This window comes from Enterobacter sp. Lyrl_3, from assembly GCF_051948675.1.
In the GTDB taxonomy this organism is placed as follows: domain Bacteria; phylum Pseudomonadota; class Gammaproteobacteria; order Enterobacterales; family Enterobacteriaceae; genus Enterobacter; species Enterobacter cloacae.
In genome coordinates this window covers 254,585-275,102 of record NZ_JAYJLI010000004.1, presented here as the reverse complement: position 1 = coordinate 275,102, position 20,518 = coordinate 254,585, and the positions used below count along the sequence as shown (strand labels likewise).

The window sequence follows — 20,518 nt, the reverse complement described above, 5'->3', positions numbered from 1 at the left end:
CAGGTTTTTTAGAGATTATTGCACTTCAATTTTATCCCAGCCGCTTTTGAACATGCAGCTGTCTACGAGGGTCGCCCTGCGATCCTCATTGGCGTCTTCAACCGTGTAGCTCGTGGAAATATCCTTTTTCTTGTTCTTCAGATCCGTTTTTTCCGAGTCCGAACCGGTCACGACGTTATCCGGGGGCAGATCGATCAGCGCCTGCGCTTCACATTCCGTGAGCTTTTTGTTCATTTCAGCGTCGCTGACGCCCGGTTTCACCCATTTGTACTGGACGCAGCCGGTGAGCAGAAGCGTGAGGCTCAGAACGCAAAGCGCGGTAATGCGGTGTTTCATCAGAAGGTGACTCCACCGCCAACATACGCACCGTCAATCAGGGTGTGGCCTGGACGACCGTCTTTACCATCAACGCTCACGTGGCGGTAACCCACTTTCAGGGTCACAGGTGTAACTGGCGTCCAGCTTACGCCGCCGTTGGCTTCAACGTAGTTTTTCACGCTGTTGTTCATCCCTTCTGGTGCCACGTAGCCTTCACCATACAGATGAATGCTGTCGGTCAGGGCAACGTTTACGCCGCCACCGATCGGGAACGCCACGCCATTATCGCCTTTTTTCGGGCCGATATAGATAGCTTTTGCACCCGCGTTCAGCATGACCGGGCCAAGACCCAGGTTATAACCTGCACCCACACCGCCGGTCTGCGTACCGTCATCGGTGTTTTTCAGCCAGTTGCTTTCCACATACAGACCGGATGAGGATTTACCCATCTCAAGATTGAGGTTGGTGAAGTTTTTACCCTGCTCAACGCTGCCACCCAGAGCCAGTGCAGAACCCGATACAGCAGTCAACGCAGTCAGCAGAAGGATATTCAGTTTTTTCATCTCATATGCCTCGTCATCAATTTAATCTGGGCGCACCTTAACAAGCGATGTTAATGACTGCAAATGTGATGAAAGTCGCCGTTTTATGCTGGTTTTGTTAATTTTTTAATTTGGTGGTGTTGCGAGAGTGTTGGGTTGCGAGGTCGTCAACGGGTAATGATTTGGCGTTTAGAAAGTGTTTATTTTTTTTGCTAAACATAATCTGAACGAGAGCTGAAAGAGTGGTTCGCAGCGAATTAATTGGGTTTCTAATAATTTCCAGAAATGTTTCCGCTGTTACATATAACAACAGAGCTTTACATTTCTTTGGCGCTCCGGCCCGCGCAATGTTGCCATTCGATGTCATTTTCCTGACACGTTTCTTCTTTACGGTGTGAGCTTCACTTTATGGATGCTAACAATATGAAAAGAAAAATTATTCCTGTGCTAATCGGTTGTGTGCTTTCTTTCTCTGCCCTCGCGGCGCAGCCTACGGCTGAGCGCTATGTCGTCAGTTTTCCAGAAGGCACACACGTGAACTACACCGGCGCATTTGCCAGTGCATTCCCGAACGGGCTTCCGGTTGGGATAGGTTCTGGCCTGCTGTTCACCGGGAAACAGGGCGATGCCCTGACCTTCGCCACCATTACCGATCGCGGTCCGAACGCGGATTCACCGAAATTGGGTAAAAACGAAGCCAAAATTTTCGTTACGCCAGATTTCGCGCCGCTGCTGATGACGATTCGTGTACAAAACGGCAAAGCGGAGGCCATTGATGCCCGTCCTCTGCATGACGATAAAGGCGCGATCAACGGTCTGCCGCTGGAAAGCGACGTGATTGGATCCACCAATGAAGTGGCCTTCAGCGACACGTTAAAGAGGCTGAAGGGGGATAATCGCGGGCTGGATACGGAAGGGATCACCCCGGACGGTAAAGGCGGTTACTGGCTGTGCGATGAGTATGGCCCGTTCCTGATTAACATCGACAGTAAAGGGAAAATCCTGGCGATCCACGGTCCGCAGGCGGCGGAAGGGGAAAAAGCAATTGCGGGCGGTTTGCCAAATATCCTCAAATGGCGTCAGGCGAACCGCGGCTTTGAAGGCCTCACCCGTATGCCGGACGGGCGTATTATTGCCGCCGTGCAAAGTACGCTGGATATCGACGGTAAGGGCAAGAAAAAGGCGCTGTTTACGCGTCTGGTGAGCTTTGACCCGGCAAGCGGGAAAACCGCGATGTACGGTTATCCCATCGACAGCGCGGCTTACAGCAAAAACAGCGACGCTAAAATCGGCGACATCGTGGCGCTCGATGACCAGCACATCCTGCTGATTGAACAGGGAAGTGATAAAAACGACGGAATGCGTAACCTGATTTACAAGGTCGATCTCAGTAAGGCGAGCGATTTGTCAGGTTTCGACAAGCCGGGCGAGTATCCGGAGTTTGATGATGAGAAAACCCTGGCACAGCGCGGCATTACCCTTGCGCAGAAAACGCAGGTTGTTGATCTGCGCGCCCTGGGCTGGCAGCAGGAAAAGGCTGAAGGGCTGGCGCTGATCGACAGCAAAACGCTGGCGGTGGCGAACGATAACGACTTTGGCGTGAAGGTGGCGATGCAACATCCGGTCGAGGGCAAGAAGCTCAAGGATTATCGGGTGAACGCGGAAGGAAAGCTGACGCTGGATGATAAGCCGGTTGAGACGACCCTCAGCGTGAAGCCGCTGGAGAAACCGGAGTCTGACAGTGAGTTGTGGATTGTGACGCTGCCGGAGGCGGTGAAATAAGGTTTGCCCCTCACCCTAACCCTCTCCCAAAGGGAGAGGGGATGCCGGGCGGTTATCTCTTCAGCCCCGCAAACGCCGCCCGGATTTCCTCCTCCGGCAGCTGGATACCGATAAATACCATCACGCTGCGCGGTGTCTCGTCGCCCCAGGGTCTATCCCAGTCCGCGCTGTACAGCCGCTGTACGCCCTGGAACAGCAGGCGGTTTGGTTCGCCGTCGATCCACAGCATGCCTTTGTAGCGCAACAGCTTATCCGCAAACGACAGCAGCAGGTTCTCCATCACGCGGGAGACCTCGCTGATGTCTACCGGGTAATCCAGCTCCACCACAATCGACGCCACGTCGTTCTGCTTATCCGCCATAAAGTGAAAACGCGGTTTTGAGGTGACATGCTCTTCCAGCATAAAACCGTTGGTGTTGAACAGCTGAGACAGGTCGATATCGCCGTGCGTCACGGTGTATACCGGTGCGCGGGCGTTGATGCGTGCCAGGCGCTCGCGCAGTTTAACGCTCTCGCCCGCCACGTCGGTTTTGGTCAGCAGGATGCGGTCGGCGTAGCCCACCTGAGACTGGGCGATGGTGAACTGGTTCATGTGATCGTCGGCGTGAACCGCGTCGACCAGGGCAATCACGCCGTCCAACAGGTAGCGCTGGCAAAGGATGTCATGTGAGAAAAAGGTCTGAATAATCGGGCCGGGGTCGGCCATGCCGGTGCATTCAATCACCAGGCGGTCGAAGTGGATGTCCCCACGATCGCGGCTGTCGAGCAGGTCCAGCAGGGCATCTTCCAGTTCGTTAGAGCGGGTACAGCAGATGCAGCCGTTGGTCAGGGTTTTGATCTGCGTGGCGCGATCGCCAATCAGCTGGTCGTCAACGGAGACTTCGCCGAACTCGTTTTCGATCACGGCGATTTTGAAACCGTGCTGCGCGTTGAGAATGTGGCGCAGCAGGGTGGTTTTACCGGCGCCGAGGAAACCGGTCAACAGGGTGACGGCAATCGGGGTCATGGTCTCTCCTTTAGCAGCAGCGGACGCCGCCTTCTCCACTTCCGCCGTAGCGCGCTTCCTGACGCTCGCGGAAGAATTCAGTGTAGGTCATGTAGGGCTTATCCGGGTGGTTGGTTTTCATATGCTCAACGTAGTTGTCATAGTCCGGAATGCCAATCAGCATTTTCGCTGCCTGACCGAGGTATTTTTTTGCTTCGCCTAAGTTACCAAACATTGTGGATTCCAGACAGGAAAAGCCCCTCACCCTAACCCTCTCCCCATAGGGGAGAGGGAACTTTTACACCCTCTCCCCTATGGGGAGAGGGCTGGGGGGAGGGGTATTAGTAGATTAATGGTGCGAAGAGGTCTTCACGCCGCCTTCCGGTACCGGCACGTACGGGGTCTCTTTGTCCGTACGACCTTCAGCGTTACGCACTTTCATCCAGGTTTTGATGCCGTAGAAGATAATGCTGTACACCACCACCAGGAACAGAATGCTCAGACCCGCGTTGGTGTAGTTGTTCACCACGATATGGTTCATGTTGGCAATCTGCTGGGCGGTGAGATCCGCGCCACCGGCGGCAATTTTCGCTTTGTACTGGTTAGCCATGTAGAAGAAGCCTTCCAACTGCGGGTTGCTGCTGAACAGTTTCAGACCCAGCGCCCAGGTGGTGCAGAGCAGCAGCCACAGCGCAGGCACCACGGTGACCCAGATGTATTTGGTGCGTTTCATCTTCACCAGTACCACGGTGCCGAGCACCAGGGCAACGGCGGCCAGCATCTGGTTAGAGATACCGAACAGCGGCCACAGGCTCTTCACGCCGCCGAGTGGGTCAACAACGCCCTGGTACAGCAGGTAACCCCACAGGCCAACGCAGCCCGCAGTACCCAGCACGCCCGCCACCAGCGAGTCGGTTTTCTTCAGGAACGGCACGAAGTTACCCAACAGATCCTGCAGCATAAAGCGGCCTGCACGGGTACCGGCGTCCAGCGCGGTGAGGATGAACAGTGCTTCGAACAGAATACCGAAGTGGTACCAGAAGCCCATGTCCGCCCATGGCAGCACTTTGTGGAACACGTGTGCAATACCTACCGCCAGCGTCGGTGCGCCACCGGCGCGGTTCAGCACGGACGGTTCGCCGATGTCTTTCGCGGTCTGCATGATCTGCTCAGGCGAAATCACAAAGCCCCAGGAGCTGACGGTCGCCGCCGCGTGGGCGCTGGCGTCCTTCAACTGCGCCATAATCAGCGCCGCGTTGTCACCGCCCATCTCATGCAGGTTTGGCATGGTGATGCCCAGGCCTGCCGGCGGGGTGTTCATCGCGAAGTAAAGACCCGGTTCGATGATAGACGCAGCCACCAGCGCCATGATCGCCACGAAGGATTCCATCAGCATGGCACCGTAACCGATGAAACGCGCGTCGGTTTCGTTGGCCATCAGCTTCGGCGTGGTGCCGGAGGAGATCAGCGCGTGGAAGCCAGAAACGGCACCACAGGCGATGGTGATAAACAGGAACGGGAACAGGGCGCCTTTCCACAGCGGACCGGTACCGTCAATGTACTGGGTCACCGCCGGCATTTTCAGTTCAGGGTTGATGATCACAATACCGATCGCCAGCCCGACGATGACGCCGATTTTCAGGAAGGTCGCCAGATAGTCACGCGGAGCCAGAATCAGCCATACCGGCAGAAGGGCAGAGATAAACGCGTAACCAATCAGGGCAAAGGTGATGGTGGTGTCTTTGAAGGTCAGCGCCGGACCCCAGTACGGGTCGTGCGCAATCACACCGCCGAAGTAGATAGAGGCAACCAGCAGCACGATACCAATGACCGACACCTCGCCGACGCGGCCAGGGCGCAGGAAGCGCATGTAGATCCCCATGAACAGCGCAATCGGCACGGTAGAGCAGACGGTAAAGACGCCCCACGGACTTTCAGCCAGCGCTTTCACCACGATTAATGCCAGCACCGCGAGGATGATGATCATAATCAGGAAGCATCCGAAGAGGGCGATGGTACCCGGCACGCGGCCCATCTCTTCTTTGATCATCTCACCCAGCGACGAACCGTTACGGCGCGAGGAGATAAACAGCACCATAAAGTCCTGCACCGCACCCGCCAGCACTACACCAGCGAGCAGCCACAGGGTACCCGGCAGGTAGCCCATCTGCGCGGCCAGTACCGGGCCGACCAGCGGGCCAGCGCCTGCAATGGCGGCAAAGTGGTGACCAAACAGCACATAGCGGTTGGTTGGCACGTAGTTCAGGCCGTCATTGTTAATGACCGCCGGGGTGGCACGCGTCGGGTCGAGTTTCATGACCTTCTGCGCGATGTATAAGCTGTAGTAGCGATAAGCCACAAGGTAGACGGAAACCGACGCGACCACGATCCACAGGGCGCTTACGTGTTCGCCCCGGCGTAATGCGACAACCGCCAGACAGAAAGCGCCGAGGATCCCGAGTAAGGCCCAGGGCACATGCTTCAGTAGTTTTTTAGTATCCATAGTAAGACCTGGTTTTTTATGTAAAGAAAAAAGGGTCAGGGTTCGTTGTGAGGAGGTATTGAGTAATGCTGGAGCGATCGTGCCAGAAGCTTGCGCGCGTAAAGGGAAGAAATTGGGTGAGTGGTTGAAAGTGCCTGGTGAGCGGTCAAAGGGGGCGGCGAGTGGTTCAGGCTCGCCGCCAGCGGAAGAAATAATGTGATACAGATCACCCGGTTACCGTGGCTGCGCTCCCCCCCAGGTAGCCTTCCAGCGTTTTAACCAGCTTTTCCTTAAGCCAGGCTGGCTCCAGGATCTGAATGTTGGGTAACCAGTAGAACAGCAGCGGCAGGATCTGGTTTTCATGTGCTGCCTGACAGCGCAGCGTCACGCCGTCGTGTTGCTCCTCCAGCAGCTCTTGTGCCGGGAGGAGATCGCGGCGCAGGAAGTAGTGTGAAATATTATCCTTAATAAATATTTTCACCTCGAAAGTATCTTCCGATACCCACGGATCGAGGTTGTTTTCCAACAGCCCGATCACATTTTCGTCCGGCGTAAAGGTGCGTTTCTGAATATCAAGCCAGCGAATCTGACTCAATGAGAAGGATTTTAACCGGCTATTTTCGGTAGCTTGTAAATACCATATATTTTTTTTGTTAATGAGTTTATAGGGGTTAATCAGCCGGGTTTTGCCTTTATAAACGATCTGGCAAACATTACAGTTTTTAATCGATTTTTCAATGTTGGATAAATGGCGACGAATATCACGTTCCGCCGTGTGCTCCGCCTCGTTGGCGAGAATAAGAATATGATTTTCGTCAACGCGGTTTTCGAGTTTCTCCCAAAACTCCGCGTTTCTTTCGGGGAAAAAACTATCAGCATTCAGGAAGTTAGCAAGGGTATGGTGTAATCCTTGTCCGCCGGGCGATTGCGCGGAATGGATCAGCCGATATAGCCCGTTTCCGGTATGTTCCACAATCGGGGAGAGCGCATTTAAATCCCGGTAGACGGTACGCTCGGTAATATTAAATTTCTCCATCAGCGCACTGCGGTTTATCACACCGTTTAAATGTAGCTCAAGGAGAATATCGACCAGACGTTCAGCCGAGCGGCTCCGCGTCGTTTTAGCCATAAGGTCTTCCTGTATATTAGGGTATGCGCTGAATGATGCGGGTAGCACTGACACAGCGTGTCAGTATTCAGGCACAGAAAATTTCTCTTATGGCTATATAACGGCGTGATTTAGCGGAAACCTTAGGAATTTTTGCAGAAAGGCGCGCTGGCCTCAGGAGGGCCAGCGCGAGAGGGGATCACACGGCTGCTTCCGGCTCCATCATTACCGGGTGGAAACGACGTTTGAAATAGATCAGGCCGTGGCCCTCTTCACTGAGGATGATATTTTTAATTTCAACAAGATAAACCAGATGCGTGCCGATGGTTTGCACCTGACTTATCTCGCCTTCCAGGCTTGCCAGCGCCCCTTTCAGCACCGGTTGCGCCAGAGGACCTTTCTGCCAGCAGGAGAGGGTAAAGCGCTCCTCCATGGCCATCCCGGTCATACCGGCGAAGTGGCGAGCCATGATCTCCTGCTCGTGGTTGAGCACGTTCACGCACAGTTTGCCGTTGCCCTGAAACACCGGGTTCATGGCGCTGTTGGCGTTGATACAGACCATGACCGACGGCGGGGAATCCGTTACCGAGCAGACGGCAGTGGCGGTGATCCCGCAGCGTCCGGCATCGCCCGCCGTGGTGATGACATTCACCGCGGCCGACAGGCTGGCCATGGCGTCGCGAAAACGCAGGCGTTGTTCATCTGAATGCATTGAAACCTCCCGCTGCGTTATTTCAGCAGCTTGTCCAGCATGTTGATATCGCTGTTGTTGTGCAGGTGTGGCACCGTCCAGCCGTGTTGGTCGTACTCAGACATGCAGCGGTCGACCATCGCCATCATTTTGTCCATGTTGCCGGAGCTTTGCGCCTGGCGCAGACACTGCAGGCGAATTTCGTCCTGGCTGCCGGAGTAGTTGATCTCATACAGCTCGTGACGGCCGCCAAATTCGCTGCCGATGGCATCCCACATCAGCTTCAAAATCTTGATGCGTTCGACGTGATCCATACCGTTGGAGCCGCGCACGTACTTCGCCAGATACTGATCGATCTGCGGGTTGTTCAGATCCCGTGCGCTGGATGGCAGGTAGATCAGCCCGCTGGTGACGTTGCGTTCGATGATGTTTTTAATCTTCGCGTAGGCCATTGGCGCCATCACGCGATAGGTTTGCAGCGCCGCGTGATCCGGCAGGTACGCACCGTTCACCCACGGCGTGGCTTCGGAACACATGGAGTCGCTCAGCGCCCAGAACATATTGCGCCAGGCGACCACTTCGCCGAGATCTGCCTGCACGCCGCGGAACTCCAGGGTGCCGGTACACTCCAGCGATTTTTTCAGCAGGGCGGTGATGAAGTCGAGCTTCACCGCCAGACGCACGCAGGCCTGCAGCGGGTACATGCGGGCAAAACCGCCTTCCATAGTCCAGCGACGGCAGCGGTCGAAATCGCGGTAGATCAGCACGTTTTCCCATGGGATGAGTACATTATCCATCACCAGGATCGCGTCGTTCTCATCAAAACGGCTGGAGAGCGGGTAGTCGTACGGCGAGCCGGTAGCGCCAGCCACCATCTCGTAGGAGGCGCGGGAGATCAGCTTCACCCCTTCGGCATCCATTGGCGCGACGAACATCAGCGCAAAGTCCGGGTTTTCGCCCATCACCTGTGCGGAGCCAAAGCCGATCATGTTGTAGTGGGTCAGTGCCGAGTTGGTGGCAACCACTTTGGCGCCGCTGACGATGATCCCGGCGTCGGTCTCTTTTTCCAGCTTGATATAGACGTCTTTCACCTCGTCCGCCGGTTTGTGGCGGTCGATAGGCGGGTTGACGATAGCGTGGTTAAAGTACAGGCCGGTTTCCTGAATGCGGGTATACCAGTTACGGGCATTTTGCTCGAACTGGCCGTAGAAGGCCGGGTTTGCGCCAAGCGCGCAGCCGAACGCGGCTTTGTAGTCCGGCGTGCGGCCCATCCAGCCGTAGCTCAGGCGAGACCACTCGGCGATGGCGTCTCGTTGCTGACGCAGGTCGTCGGCGCTTTTCGCCACGCGGAAGAACTTATGGGTGTAACCGCCGCTGCCGGTGTCGGTGCCCCAGCACAGCGTGTCCTGCATGTCCGGTTTGTGCAGCGCGTCGTACATCTGCGCGATGGAGGCCGCCGCATTGCGAAACGCCGGATGGGTGGTGACGTCTTTAACGCGCTCGCCGTAGATATAAATCTCGCGGCCATCCTGCAGGCTTTTTAAATACTCTTCGCCGGTTAACGGGCGTTTGGTATCAGCGCGGAACTCTTCAGGCTTCATAGGGACCTCGTATCGGAATTGGTTTGTTAAATTTATGTTTTGTTTTTGTTGTTTAATTGAAGCGTGAGAGGGGCGGAACGTGAAGGGACGATTGGGACAACGGCAGGTACTTTTCGGGTGAGATGTGGTTTTGTGATCTGTGCGGCTTTTAGGCGGGTGGCGCTACGCTTACCCGCCCTACGGACCGTAGCCCCGGTAAGCGTAGCGCCACCGGGGGATTACGACACCGGTACTTTCTGCGCCCGATACGCGCTGGGCGAGCAACCCGTCAGGCGATTGAAAAAGCGGGCAAAATAGGCCGGATCCTTAAAGCCCAGCTGCCACGCAATCTCGCTGACCGTACTGTCGGAAAAGAGCAACAGCCGTCTGGCTTCGCGCAGCTGGCGGTCGAAGATCAGCCGCTTCGGCGGACGGTTGGCGAAGCGGCGGCAGATATCGGTCAGGCGGGATTCGGTCAGGTGGAGTTCACAGGCGTAGTCCGGCACCGTCCAGTGCTGGTGATAGTGGGTGTCAATCAACTGGGTAAAGCGCTGGAACAGTTTTAACTCACCGCGCATGCCGCCTGAAGCGTGGTCGTCGAGCCTGGCGTTACGCAGCAGCAGGGTAAAGACCGCCTGCGCGAGCAGCACCAGGGTATGCGCGCGCCCAGGAAGTTGCCCGGTGGATTCCCTGGCAATCAGCTGCCAGTAGTGCCTGAGCGCCGCCAGCTCGTCGGGCTTATCGGCCAGCGACAGGCAGATCCCCGGCAGGCCAAACGCTTCTCGCGTGCCGGGGTAGAGCACCTCCAGCAGCGGCCAGATGAGATCCTCGCGTACCGTCAGAACGTGGCCATCGCTGTCGGATTCGGTGATAAACGCGTGCGGCACCGACGGCGGGGTAATGACGAACAGCGGAGCCTGCACCGAGTAGCGATGATCGTCGAGCTGGAGTTCTATCTGCCCGGTATCAAGAAAGTGCATCTGAAAATACTGGTCGTGACGATGCGCCTGCATGTCGCGGCCAAAAAAGGCCGCCATGCGGGCGAACGACTGATAGTGCACATCGTCGGTGCCCAGACTTTCGTCGTACTCTTTGCTGATATCGATATTGGCGACGGGGCTCTGGCACATAGCTCCTCCTCAGTGGATCTTCTGTGCCGCCATCCCCGGATCGCGCCCGAGGCTTTCCTGGCGGGTCATTGGGATCCGCGTCAGCACCAGCGCGCCCACCACCAGCAGCCCGGCGACAAACCACAGCCCGGAGCTGAAGCTGCCGGTGGCATCACGCAGAATGCCGATCAGCAGCGGGCTGACGGCGGATCCGACGTTGCCGATAGCGTTGATCACCGCCAGCGCCACCGCACGGGACTGCAGGCTAATAACCTGATCCGGCGTGGTCCAGAATATCGCCATGGCGGTAAACGATCCGGTTGAGGCCATGATGATGCCAAGCAGCTGGATCAGGCTGTGATCGGTGGCCGAGGCCAGCATCCATCCCGCCGCCGCGAAGAGATACGGCAGGATGGTGTGCTTTTTTCGCTCTTTCAGCCTGTCGGAGCGACGGCTCCACCAGATCATGCCGAGGATGGTGCAAAACTGCGGGATCGCCGCCAGCAGGCCGATCACAATGTTGCTGCTGCCGGTGTTGAAGCTTTGCAGGATCTGCGGCGTCCAGATATTGATCGCACTCAGCGTGTTCGTCAGGCAGAAATAGGCCAGCGTATAGAGCAGTACCGCCGGAGTCAGGACTTCACGCAGCGTTGAACGCGGCGTGGCGGCATGCGCCACCGCCAGCTCTTGCTCACGGGCGATCATGGTTTTCAGCGTTTGCTTTTCTTCATCATCCAGCCAGCTGGCCTGATCCGGGGTGTCGTTAAGGTAGAACCAGGTCACCACGCCGAGCACCACCGACGGCAACCCTTCCAGCAGGAACAGCCACTGCCAGCCTTTCAGATTCCACAGCCCGTCCATCGCCAGGATGTAGCCGGAAAGAATAGAGCCGAGCATCATGGTTACCGGCATGGCAATCATAAACAGCGCGTTGGCGCGGGCGCGGTGATAGGCCGGGAACCACCAGGTGAGATAGACCAAAATCCCCGGCAGGAAGCCAGCCTCGGCAATGCCCACCAGCATGCGCAGCACATAGAGCGTTTCCGGGCTGGTGGCGAACATGGTGCAGGTGGACGCGATCCCCCACACCACCATGATCCCGGCGATCCAGCGCCGGGCGCCGATCTTCGCCAGCATGATGTTGCTCGGGATCCCGCACAGCACGTAGGTGACGTAAAAGAGCGTCGCGGCCAGGCCAAACATCGTGGAGGTGAGGCCCAGATCTTTGCCCATCGTCAGCCCGGCAAAGCCAATGTTGATGCGATCGAGAAACGAAAAGACAAACAGGATAAAGAGAAACACGATCAAACGACGGAACAGCTTATTTATAACGCGATGTTCAACAGCTTTATTATCTTGCAGGGTAGAGGTCGTCATGGTGCGCTCCAGATCTTACGTTTAGTAGACGGATTTATTGTTATTAACTGACGTAACCGGGTGATCGATAAAACGTGCCGCCAGCGCTTCGGCGCTGCGGGCGAGCAGGGTGGTGTCGACGCCGACGGCGACAAACAACGCACCGAGTTCGAGATAGCGTTTGGCCAGCTGCTCGTTGGCCATCAGGATGCCGGGCGCTTTGCCGGCGCTCAGGATTTGCGCGATCGCCTGTTCAATGGCCGCCTGCACTTCCGGATGCTGAGGTTTACCGGCAAAGCCCATGTCGGCGCTCAGATCCGCCGGGCCGATAAACACCCCGTCGACGCCGTCCACATCCAGGATCTGCGGCAGGTTTTTTAGCGCCTCGCGGGTTTCGATTTGCACCAGCACGCACATGGCGTCGTTGGCCTGGTGCAGGTAGTCCGGGATGCGGTTCCAGCGTGAGGCCCGCGCCAGGGCGCTGCCCACGCCGCGAATACCCGCAGGCGGATAGCGCGTGGAACGGACCGCCAGACGGGCTTCTTCGGCGTTTTGTACCATCGGTACCAGCAGGGTTTGCGCGCCCACATCCAGCAGCTGTTTGATCTGCACCGGATCGTTCCACGACGGGCGTACCACCGGCTGGCTCGGATAAGGGGCGATGGCCTGCAGCTGGGTTAAGACGGTCTGCACGGTGTTCGGCGCATGTTCGGCGTCAATCAGCAGCCAGTCGAAACCAGCCCCCGCCAGCAGTTCGGCGCTGTAGCTGCTGGTCAGCCCCAGCCATAAACCAATCTGCGGCTTTCCGGCTTTCAGCGCCGTTTTGAATGCGTTTTGCATGGTTATCTCCTAGACAAAGCGGCAGCTGATGGAGCCCATGTTGCCGTAGTCCACGTGGAAGGTATCGCCTCTGCTGGCCGCGACCGGACGGGTAAACGAACCGCCGAGAATGATCTGGCCTGGCTCAAGCTGAACGTCGTAGGGGGCAAGTTTGTTGGCCAGCCACGCCACGCCGTTAGCCGGGTGGTTGAGCACGCCCGCGGCAACGCCGGTCTCTTCGATCACGCCGTTGCGATAGAGCAGGGCGGAGATCCAGCGCAGATCCAGCTCGTCGGGCTTAATCGGACGGCCGCCGAGGATCACGCCCGCGTTGGCGGCGTTATCGGAGATGGTGTCGAACACCTTGCGCGGGCGCTGGGTTTCCGGGTCAACGTTGTGGCAGCGGGCGTCGATCAGCTCCAGTGCGGGGATCACGTAATCCGTGGCGTTGTAGACGTCGAAGATCGTGCAGTTGGGGCCGCGCAGCGGTTTTGCCAGCACGAAAGCCAGCTCCACCTCAATGCGCGGGACGATAAAGCGATCGACGGGGATGTCGCTGCCGTCGTGGAAGAACATATCGTCCAGCAGCGCACCGTAGTCCGGCTCGCTGATCTGCGAGCTGGCCTGCATCGCTTTTGAGGTGAGGCCGATCTTGTGGCCTTTCAGCACGCGGCCTTCGGCGATTTTCAGGTTCACCCATTCGCGCTGTACGGCGTAGGCGTCTTCAATCGTGATCTCCGGGTACTCCAGCGAGATCGCGCGGATCTGCTCCCGGGACTGCTCCGCCTGATGTAGGCGGTGGGCGATCAGGGTATGGGTGTGTTTGTCGAGCATGGCGATATCCTGTTTTATGTTTGTTTTCTCCCTCTCCCAGTGGGAGAGGGACGGGGTGAGGGCATCGGGCCGCAGAGATTTCCCCTCACCCTAACCCTCTCCCAAAGGGCTGAGGGATCCCCATAAATAATGCCTGCACAGACGGCCCCCTCTCCCTTTGGGAGAGGGCTGGGGTGAGGGGGAACATACGGCTGTGGAGGTCATTCCGTTCACTTTATGTTCCTTGCTACTCTGTTACGACATAACCTGTGAACGTGCCAGGGCGGCTCAATCGCCGCCGCCCTGGCGACCCGGCCTGCAGGAAACGCCTCAGCGATTTACAGCCGGACCAGGGCGTCGCTGTAAGTCTTTCATTTTCCTGAAGCAACATTCATCGCTTATGGTTAAAAAAATTACTGGGGAACCCTCTCCCCAAAGGGAGAGGGGACGGAATTACGTAAACAACGCGTGTACGTTGTTTTGTTTGTAATTGAGCGTCGGGTGCAGTTCATCGAGCTCAAACGACAGCGCCAGATAGCGGGCGGCCATGAGGTTGGCAAAATGCGCTTTGATCAGCGCAAACAGCATTTCACCCACGGCCTCGCGGCTCTCCAGGCTGCGCCCGGCGCCAATCTTCAGCGTCATATGCACAAAGGCGTACTCCTGCTTGCCGTCCGCCATCTGCCAGGTATCCAGCCAGTGGGCGCGGCTGCGGATACCGCCGATGGGGAAAATGCCGGTGGCGGCCAGCGCCTCGTTCACTTTGGCGAACAGCCCCGGCAGGTCGGCCTGCTCGCGGATGTTGTCGGTACATTCAGCGATAAAATGCGGCATGGTGGCTCCTTACGCGGGCAGCGGGAAAACGGCGTTAACCTGGCCGGTACCGGAGCTGGCGAACAGCTCGGTGAGGAATTCAACCTTGCCGTCGTATTTGTCCCAGCCGAGCATACCCAGCAGCATCACCGTGTCGTGCATGTTGCCCTCGCCGTAGCAGTAATCGGCGTACTCCGGCAGCATGCTGCAGAACTCTTTGAACTGGCCTTCGCGCCATAGCTTCACCACCCGTTCGTCCATCTGGCGGTCGAACTCGCGGGTGTAGCTGTTCATCCCTTCTTCCGCACGCTGGTCGTCGATAAAGCGGTGCGACAGCGAGCCGCTGGCGAGCACCGCCACGGTGCCGTCATACTTTTCGATGGCGCTGACGATGGCCTCGCCCAGCCTGCGGCTGTCGGCGAAGTCGTGAACCGTGCAGAACGCCGAGATGGAGACCACTTTGAAGTGCTTATCCGCGTTCATGTAGCGCATCGGCACCAGCGTGCCGTATTCCAGCTTCAGGCTCGGGATGTTGTGCGCTTTGGCGCGCACGCCAAGCTTGACCGCCTCGTCGGCGATCAGCTGCCCGAGCTCCGGGTTGCCGTCGTAGTCGTAGGTCATGTCGCGGATAAAGTGCGGCAGCTCGTTACTGGTGTAGATGCCTGAAAAATGGTCCGCACAGTTGATGTGATAGGCGCTGTTCACCAGCCAGTGGGTGTCGAAGACGATGATGGTATCGACGCCCAGCTCGCGGCAGCGCTTGCCGATCTCTTTGTGCCCGTCAATGGCCCCCTGACGGCAGCCGTGGTTTTTACCCGGCAGCTCAGAGAGATACATTGACGGTACATGCGTGATTTTTGCCGCTAACGCTAACTTTCCCATTTTAGATCCCCCATTTTGGAATCGGATGGTCGCCCATGGAGATGCAGACGTTCTTCATCTCCGCGAACACCTCAAAGCTGTACTCGCCGCCTTCGCGCCCGGTGCCGGAGGCCTTCACGCCGCCAAACGGCTGGCGCAGATCGCGCACGTTCTGGGTATTCACGAACACCATGCCCGCTTCGATATTGCGCGCCAGACGCAGCACTTTGCTGACGTCCTGGGTCCAGATGTACGACGCCAGGCCGTACTCCACGTCGTTGGCCAGGCGTAGCCCTTCCGCTTCGTCCTTGAACGGCAGCAGGCATGCTACCGGGCCGAAGATCTCCTCCTGCGCCACGCGCATGCGGTTGTCGACATCCGCCAGTACCGTCGGGCGCAGGAAGTTACCGCCTTTCAGGTGCGCGGGCAGGTCGGCCGGTTTGTCCGGGCCGCCCGCCAGCAGGGTCGCGCCCTCCTCAATGCCCAGGCGGATATAGCCGGAGACTTTCTCCCAGTGCTGTTGGCTAATCAGTGCGCCAATCTGGGTGTTCGGATCGGTCGGATCGCCCACGCGCAGGCGGTTGGCGCGCTCGGCGAAGCGTTTGACGAATTCCGGGTAGATGCTCTGCTGGATGAAAATGCGCGAGCCCGCGGTGCAGCGCTCGCCGTTGATGGAGAAGATGGTGAACAGGGCGGCGTCCAGCGCGCGCTCAATGTCGGCATCTTCAAAAATCAGTACCGGGGATTTGCCGCCCAGCTCCATGGAGTATTTCTTCAGCCCGGCGTTTTTCATGATATTGCGCCCGGTGGCGGTGCCGCCGGTGAAGGAGACGGCCCGCACGTCGTGATGGCGCACCAGCGCATCGCCTGCCGTGGCGCCATAGCCCTGCACCACGTTCAGCACGCCCGCCGGAATACCCGCCTCCAGCGCCAGTTCGCCCAGACGGTCGGCGGTCAGCGGCGAGAGTTCAGACATCTTCAGCACGGCGGTATTCCCCAACGCCAGGCATGGGGCGACCTTCCAGGTGGCGGTCATAAACGGCACGTTCCATGGCGACACCAGCGCGCAGACGCCCACCGGCTGCACCAGGGTGTAGTTCAGCATCTTGTCGTCAACCGGGTAGGTTTTGCCGTTCATCTGCTGGCACACTTCGGCGAAGAACTCAAAGTTGTGCGAGGCGCGGGGGATAAGCACGTTTTTGGTCTGGTGGATGGGCAGGCCGGTGTCGGCGGTTTCCATCGCGGCAATGTCCGGCACGTTCTGGTCAATCAGATCGCCCAGGCGACGCATCAGACGCGCACGCTCTTTCATCGGCAGGTTGGCCCACTTTGGGAAAGCCTCTTTTGCTGCCGCCACGGCCTGATGGATTTCCGCTTCCCCGCCGGCGGCGACTTCTGCCAGCACCTCGCCGGAGGCCGGGTTGGTGGTGTGGAAGTAGTCGCTTCCCGCCACGTTTTTGCCGTTGATCCAGTGGTTAATCTTTTTCATTTTGCCGTCTCCTCACTCACAATCCGGTTTACCAGGCGACCCACGCCTTCCACTTCCACCACCACTTCATCCCCCGGTACCACGTCGGATAGTCCTTTTGGCGTGCCGGTGGCGATCATGTCGCCCGGCTGCAGAGTCATGAATTCGCTCAGGTATGCAATCAGGTATGGGATGCTGAAAATCAGATCCGCCGTGGTCCCTTCCTGACGTAATTCACCGTTGACGAAGGTGCGCAGGGTTAAGTTATGCGGATCGGGAATGGCTGCTTTTGGCACGATGTTGGGGCTGATGGGGGTTAACCCGTCGCGGCTTTTGACCCGCAGATTCGGGCGGTAGTAATTTTCGAGATAGTCGCGAATAGCGTAGTCGTTACAGACCGTGTAGCCCGCAACAAAATCCATCGCCTCGGCTTCACTGACCTTACGCGCGGTTTTGCCGATGACCACCACCAGCTCCGCCTCGTAGTGCATGTACTCAACGTTGTCCGGGCGTACCGAGGTCTGGTTGTCGCCGTTGAAGGTATTGGGCGCTTTGATAAACACCAGCGGCTCGGTCGGTGGCGTGAATGCCAACTCGCTGGCGTGATCGGCGTAGTTCAGGCCGAGGGCGAACAGCGTGGGGTGAGGGTGCGCGCCCTGAGCCATCGCCACGTCGCGTTCATCCACCACCGGGTTTTCCAGTGCCGGGAACCCTTCCGCCAGAATGCGTACCCGATCGCCAGGGCGGATCTCGACGCGGCTTTGCGGCGTGCCGAGCAAGATCGCATCGCCCGGATTCAGGGTCGCGAACTCGCTCAGGGCGCTCAGCAGTTCGGCGGCGTTGCGCTGTAGCCCGGCGGTGTTCCAGTGATCTGCTTCGCGGCCGTTGATTTCGGTGATGATAGTCAGGTTATCCACGTTGTCGACGGCGACCAGCTCACCCAGCGGACAAAACCCGTCCCGGCATTTGGCTTTGATTGCCGGGCGATAAAAGCTCTCTTCCGGCAGGCTTACCTCGTTGGCCAGTGCGTACCCGGCGATGTAGGCCGCCGCATCCTCGACGCGAACTTTGCTGGCCGTTTTGCCCACCACCAGCGCGACGGTTGCGCCGCTCAGCACCGTCTCACCCAGCGGGAACGGGATGGGTTCACCTGCGCGGATCACCGTGTTGTGTGGCTTGATAAACCACACCGCGGTTTTTGGCGGGGTGTTGTAGGGGGCTTTTTCAAACGCCTCAGCCCAGGCGTCGCGCTGGCTTTGGTGGTTCAGCGCCACGGCAAAAACGGTACCTTTCATTGACATACTCCTCAGGCCGGAACGCCGGCGTTGATTTTGTTAATATGTTAATGATCTGGTTTTATGCTTTTGCTGATTATTTCGCAATCAGAAGTGAAATATTTGTGATATGAATAACAATAAATTTACATTTTCGTTTAAAATGATATATTTATCATCGTGTTAATAAAGTGCTGTTGTTTCTGTTAGACTTTCCGATGGTCAAAAAGCAGTTGATTAAAACAGCGATTTTGAATTGTTTACTTGTTAACAATAAGCGGGAGTGGCTATGCATGATTCTTTAACTATCGCCCTGTTGCAGGCGCGGGAAGCGGCAATGTCCTACTTCCGACCAATTGTGAAGCGGCATAACCTGACCGAGCAGCAGTGGCGCATTGTGCGTGTACTGGCTGAACATCCCTCGATGGATTTTCACGATCTGGCGTTTCGGACCTGCATATTGCGCCCGAGCCTGACGGGCATTCTGACGCGCATGGAGCGCGACGGTCTGGTGCTGCGCTTAAAACCGGTCAATGACCAGCGCAAACTGTACGTGTCGCTGACCAAAGAGGGCAACGCGCTGTACGAGCACGCTCAGGCGCAGGTGGAAGAGGCGTACCAGCAGATAGAGGCGGAATATACGCCGGAGAAGATGAAACAGCTGACGGCGCTGCTTGAGGAGTTTATCGCGCTGGGAAACCGCCATAACGCAGCGCGTGACGAAGAGTAAAAACCACAAATTAAAGGATGATTTTCGTAAAGTTTTCCCTTTCCAGGCCGAAAATTCTGTATCTGTCTGAAGGAAGAGAAAACATGTTAAACCGTATCAAGATTGTCACCAGCTTAATGCTGGTTTTAGCGATATTTGGCCTTTTACAACTGACCTCCGGTGGTCTTTTCTTCAATGCCCTGAAGCATGACAAAGAGAATTTCACCGTCCTGCAAACCATTCGCCAGCAACAATCCACGCTGAACGCCAGCTGGGTGGCGTTGCTGCAAACCCGTAACACCCTGAACCGCGCGGGCATCCGCTACATGATGGATCAGAACAATATCGGCAGCGGCGCGACCGTGAACGATCTGATGCAAATTGCCTCTGTGTCACTGAAACAGGCGGAAAAAAACTGGGCCGCCTACGAAGCCCTGCCGCGCGATCCGCGTCAGAGCGACGCTGAAGCGATGGAAATTAAGCGTAACTACGATATTTATCACGGCGCGCTGGCGGAGCTGATTCAGCTGCTGGGGGCAGGCAAAATTAACGCTTTCTTCGATCAGCCTACCCAGAGCTATCAGGATGGTTTTGAGAAGCAGTATGTGAACTACCTGCTGCAGAACGACAAGCTGTATCAGATGGCGGTGGAAAACAGCAACAGCTCTTACAGCCAGGCGATCTGGGTGCTGATCAGCGTGCTGATGGTTGTGCTGGTGGTCATCGTGGGCGTGTGGCTGGGTATCAAGCAGGCGCTGATCTCTCCGCTGACCCGTCTCATCGACAACATCCGCCATATCGCCAGCGGCGATCTGGTGAAGCGCATTGAAGTGGAAGGCGCTAACGAGATGGGTGAACTGGCCGACTCGCTGCGTCATATGCAGAGCGAACTGGTGCGTACCGTTGGTGACGTGCGTAACGGCGCAAACGCTATCTACAGCGGCGCGAGCGAAATCGCGATGGGCAATAACGATCTCTCTTCCCGTACTGAACAGCAGGCCGCTTCCCTGGAAGAGACCGCAGCCAGCATGGAGCAGCTGACGGCGACCGTGAAGCAGAACGCCGAGAATGCCCGCCAGGCGAGCAACCTGGCGCTGAGCGCGTCTGAAACCGCACAGAAGGGCGGGAAAGTGGTGGATAACGTGGTGCAAACCATGCGCGACATCGCGGGCAGTTCGCAGAAAATCGCCGATATTATCAGCGTGATTGACGGTATTGCCTTCCAGACCAATATTCTGGCACTGAACGCGGCGGTTGAAGCTGCACGTGCGGGTGAGCAGGGGCGCGGATTCGCCGTCGTGGCAGGTGAAGTACGTAACCTGGCCCAGCGCAGTGCCCAGGCTGCCCGTGAGATCAAGAGCCTGATAGAAGACTCCGTCGGTCGTGTGGAAGTGGGCTCAACGCTGGTGGAAAGCGCCGGTGAAACGATGGGTGAAATCGTTAATGCGGTGACCCGCGTGACCGATATCATGGGCGAAATCGCCTCTGCCTCTGATGAGCAGAGCCGCGGTATCGATCAGGTTGGTCTGGCGGTGGCGGAGATGGATCGCGTGACTCAGCAGAACGCCTCGCTGGTGGAAGAGTCTGCTGCTGCCGCTGCGGCGCTGGAAGAGCAGGCGAGCCGCCTGACGCAGGCCGTCGCGGTGTTCCGTATTCAGCAGGAGCAGATGAAAGCACGTGAGTTTGCCGCTGCCAAAAGCGTTGCTGCACCGGTGGTGATGCGTAAACCGGCGACCGCGGATGCGGGCGATAACTGGGAAACCTTCTAACGCCGTATGTGGTGCCGGGTGGCGGCTACGCCTTACCCG

General features: G+C 57.5%; 19 protein-coding genes. 3 read left to right on the top strand and 16 right to left on the bottom strand.

The annotated features are described in order from the left end of the window. Positions 1-15 precede the first annotated feature (15 nt). Entirely contained in the window at positions 16-336 is a 321-nt protein-coding gene (locus tag VF709_RS11195; RefSeq protein WP_013095439.1) for a hypothetical protein, read from the bottom strand. Next, positions 336-881, bottom strand: coding sequence for a YfaZ family outer membrane protein (locus VF709_RS11190; protein WP_013095440.1), 546 nt, complete (start codon positions 879-881; stop codon positions 336-338). Before VF709_RS11190 ends, VF709_RS11195 begins: the two co-directional genes overlap by 1 nt. Before the next feature lie 402 nt (positions 882-1,283). Here VF709_RS11190 and VF709_RS11185 point away from each other — a divergent pair, with 402 nt between their 5' ends. Next, positions 1,284-2,642, top strand: coding sequence for an esterase-like activity of phytase family protein (locus VF709_RS11185; protein WP_062729726.1), 1,359 nt, complete (start codon positions 1,284-1,286; stop codon positions 2,640-2,642). 52 nt (positions 2,643-2,694) lie between these two features. On the opposite strand, the gene yjiA is transcribed toward VF709_RS11185, so the two are convergent. From yjiA to hpaG, 14 genes are all read right to left on the bottom strand, one after another. Next, a complete protein-coding gene (yjiA, locus tag VF709_RS11180; protein WP_440231584.1) occupies positions 2,695-3,648 on the bottom strand; it encodes a GTPase in 954 nt (317 codons plus the stop codon). Between the two features lie 10 nt (positions 3,649-3,658). After that, entirely contained in the window at positions 3,659-3,862 is a 204-nt protein-coding gene (locus VF709_RS11175; protein WP_003856610.1) for a YbdD/YjiX family protein, read from the bottom strand. Positions 3,863-3,976: 114 nt separating this feature from the next. Further along, positions 3,977-6,130: a carbon starvation CstA family protein gene (locus tag VF709_RS11170; RefSeq protein ID WP_029882188.1), complete on the bottom strand. Its 2,154-nt coding sequence runs from the start codon at positions 6,128-6,130 to the stop codon at positions 3,977-3,979. Positions 6,131-6,335: 205 nt separating this feature from the next. Then, entirely contained in the window at positions 6,336-7,238 is a 903-nt protein-coding gene (locus VF709_RS11165; RefSeq protein WP_149896531.1) for a helix-turn-helix transcriptional regulator, read from the bottom strand. Positions 7,239-7,416: 178 nt separating this feature from the next. Further along, positions 7,417-7,929 carry a 4-hydroxyphenylacetate 3-monooxygenase reductase subunit gene (locus tag VF709_RS11160; RefSeq protein ID WP_013095446.1) on the bottom strand — a complete coding sequence of 171 codons (513 nt, stop codon included), beginning with the start codon at positions 7,927-7,929 and terminating at the stop codon, positions 7,417-7,419. Positions 7,930-7,946: 17 nt separating this feature from the next. Next, complete coding sequence (gene hpaB / locus VF709_RS11155) at positions 7,947-9,509, bottom strand: 4-hydroxyphenylacetate 3-monooxygenase, oxygenase component (RefSeq protein WP_013095447.1); 1,563 nt, start codon at positions 9,507-9,509, stop codon at positions 7,947-7,949. Between the two features lie 218 nt (positions 9,510-9,727). Further along, complete coding sequence (gene hpaA / locus VF709_RS11150) at positions 9,728-10,618, bottom strand: 4-hydroxyphenylacetate catabolism regulatory protein HpaA (RefSeq protein WP_187170849.1); 891 nt, start codon at positions 10,616-10,618, stop codon at positions 9,728-9,730. A gap of 9 nt (positions 10,619-10,627) precedes the next feature. Further along, the gene (gene hpaX, locus VF709_RS11145; RefSeq protein ID WP_013095449.1) at positions 10,628-11,974 is read right to left on the bottom strand and encodes a 4-hydroxyphenylacetate permease; all 1,347 of its coding nucleotides are present in this window, start codon (positions 11,972-11,974) and stop codon (positions 10,628-10,630) included. Between the two features lie 21 nt (positions 11,975-11,995). Then, positions 11,996-12,793, bottom strand: coding sequence for a 4-hydroxy-2-oxoheptanedioate aldolase (hpaI, locus tag VF709_RS11140; protein ID WP_440231581.1), 798 nt, complete (start codon positions 12,791-12,793; stop codon positions 11,996-11,998). 9 nt (positions 12,794-12,802) lie between these two features. Next, positions 12,803-13,606 (bottom strand): 2-oxo-hept-4-ene-1,7-dioate hydratase, encoded by an 804-nt coding sequence (gene hpaH / locus VF709_RS11135; protein ID WP_038981112.1) that lies wholly within the window; start codon positions 13,604-13,606, stop codon positions 12,803-12,805. 432 nt (positions 13,607-14,038) lie between these two features. Then, positions 14,039-14,419, bottom strand: a complete 381-nt coding sequence (locus tag VF709_RS11130; RefSeq protein ID WP_038418633.1) for a 5-carboxymethyl-2-hydroxymuconate Delta-isomerase — start codon at positions 14,417-14,419, stop codon at positions 14,039-14,041. Between the two features lie 9 nt (positions 14,420-14,428). Further along, positions 14,429-15,280 carry a 3,4-dihydroxyphenylacetate 2,3-dioxygenase gene (gene hpaD / locus VF709_RS11125; RefSeq protein WP_013095453.1) on the bottom strand — a complete coding sequence of 284 codons (852 nt, stop codon included), beginning with the start codon at positions 15,278-15,280 and terminating at the stop codon, positions 14,429-14,431. A 1-nt stretch (position 15,281) separates the two neighbouring features. Further along, positions 15,282-16,748: a 5-carboxymethyl-2-hydroxymuconate semialdehyde dehydrogenase gene (gene hpaE, locus VF709_RS11120; protein ID WP_013095454.1), complete on the bottom strand. Its 1,467-nt coding sequence runs from the start codon at positions 16,746-16,748 to the stop codon at positions 15,282-15,284. After that, positions 16,745-18,022 carry a 4-hydroxyphenylacetate degradation bifunctional isomerase/decarboxylase gene (gene hpaG, locus VF709_RS11115; protein ID WP_149896533.1) on the bottom strand — a complete coding sequence of 426 codons (1,278 nt, stop codon included), beginning with the start codon at positions 18,020-18,022 and terminating at the stop codon, positions 16,745-16,747. The genes hpaE and hpaG overlap by 4 nt, the downstream gene beginning before the upstream one ends. Before the next feature lie 268 nt (positions 18,023-18,290). Between hpaG and hpaR the strand changes: the two genes are divergently transcribed. Then, positions 18,291-18,731, top strand: coding sequence for a homoprotocatechuate degradation operon regulator HpaR (gene hpaR / locus VF709_RS11110; RefSeq protein ID WP_013095456.1), 441 nt, complete (start codon positions 18,291-18,293; stop codon positions 18,729-18,731). 83 nt (positions 18,732-18,814) lie between these two features. Beyond that, positions 18,815-20,479, top strand: a complete 1,665-nt coding sequence (gene tsr / locus VF709_RS11105; RefSeq protein ID WP_013095457.1) for a methyl-accepting chemotaxis protein — start codon at positions 18,815-18,817, stop codon at positions 20,477-20,479. Positions 20,480-20,518: the final 39 nt, after the last annotated feature.

What these genes read in the sequence shown, in the direction of transcription:
- VF709_RS11195 (WP_013095439.1), bottom strand. Translation starts at nt 336, where the DNA reads ATGAAACACCGCATTACCGCGCTTTGCGTTCTGAGCCTCACGCTTCTG.
- VF709_RS11190 (WP_013095440.1), bottom strand. Translation starts at nt 881, where the DNA reads ATGAAAAAACTGAATATCCTTCTGCTGACTGCGTTGACTGCTGTATCG.
- VF709_RS11185 (WP_062729726.1), top strand. Translation starts at nt 1,284, where the DNA reads ATGAAAAGAAAAATTATTCCTGTGCTAATCGGTTGTGTGCTTTCTTTC.
- yjiA (WP_440231584.1), bottom strand. Translation starts at nt 3,648, where the DNA reads ATGACCCCGATTGCCGTCACCCTGTTGACCGGTTTCCTCGGCGCCGGT.
- VF709_RS11175 (WP_003856610.1), bottom strand. Translation starts at nt 3,862, where the DNA reads ATGTTTGGTAACTTAGGCGAAGCAAAAAAATACCTCGGTCAGGCAGCG.
- VF709_RS11170 (WP_029882188.1), bottom strand. Translation starts at nt 6,130, where the DNA reads ATGGATACTAAAAAACTACTGAAGCATGTGCCCTGGGCCTTACTCGGG.
- VF709_RS11165 (WP_149896531.1), bottom strand. Translation starts at nt 7,238, where the DNA reads ATGGCTAAAACGACGCGGAGCCGCTCGGCTGAACGTCTGGTCGATATT.
- VF709_RS11160 (WP_013095446.1), bottom strand. Translation starts at nt 7,929, where the DNA reads ATGCATTCAGATGAACAACGCCTGCGTTTTCGCGACGCCATGGCCAGC.
- hpaB (WP_013095447.1), bottom strand. Translation starts at nt 9,509, where the DNA reads ATGAAGCCTGAAGAGTTCCGCGCTGATACCAAACGCCCGTTAACCGGC.
- hpaA (WP_187170849.1), bottom strand. Translation starts at nt 10,618, where the DNA reads ATGTGCCAGAGCCCCGTCGCCAATATCGATATCAGCAAAGAGTACGAC.
- hpaX (WP_013095449.1), bottom strand. Translation starts at nt 11,974, where the DNA reads ATGACGACCTCTACCCTGCAAGATAATAAAGCTGTTGAACATCGCGTT.
- hpaI (WP_440231581.1), bottom strand. Translation starts at nt 12,793, where the DNA reads ATGCAAAACGCATTCAAAACGGCGCTGAAAGCCGGAAAGCCGCAGATT.
- hpaH (WP_038981112.1), bottom strand. Translation starts at nt 13,606, where the DNA reads ATGCTCGACAAACACACCCATACCCTGATCGCCCACCGCCTACATCAG.
- VF709_RS11130 (WP_038418633.1), bottom strand. Translation starts at nt 14,419, where the DNA reads ATGCCGCATTTTATCGCTGAATGTACCGACAACATCCGCGAGCAGGCC.
- hpaD (WP_013095453.1), bottom strand. Translation starts at nt 15,280, where the DNA reads ATGGGAAAGTTAGCGTTAGCGGCAAAAATCACGCATGTACCGTCAATG.
- hpaE (WP_013095454.1), bottom strand. Translation starts at nt 16,748, where the DNA reads ATGAAAAAGATTAACCACTGGATCAACGGCAAAAACGTGGCGGGAAGC.
- hpaG (WP_149896533.1), bottom strand. Translation starts at nt 18,022, where the DNA reads ATGAAAGGTACCGTTTTTGCCGTGGCGCTGAACCACCAAAGCCAGCGC.
- hpaR (WP_013095456.1), top strand. Translation starts at nt 18,291, where the DNA reads ATGCATGATTCTTTAACTATCGCCCTGTTGCAGGCGCGGGAAGCGGCA.
- tsr (WP_013095457.1), top strand. Translation starts at nt 18,815, where the DNA reads ATGTTAAACCGTATCAAGATTGTCACCAGCTTAATGCTGGTTTTAGCG.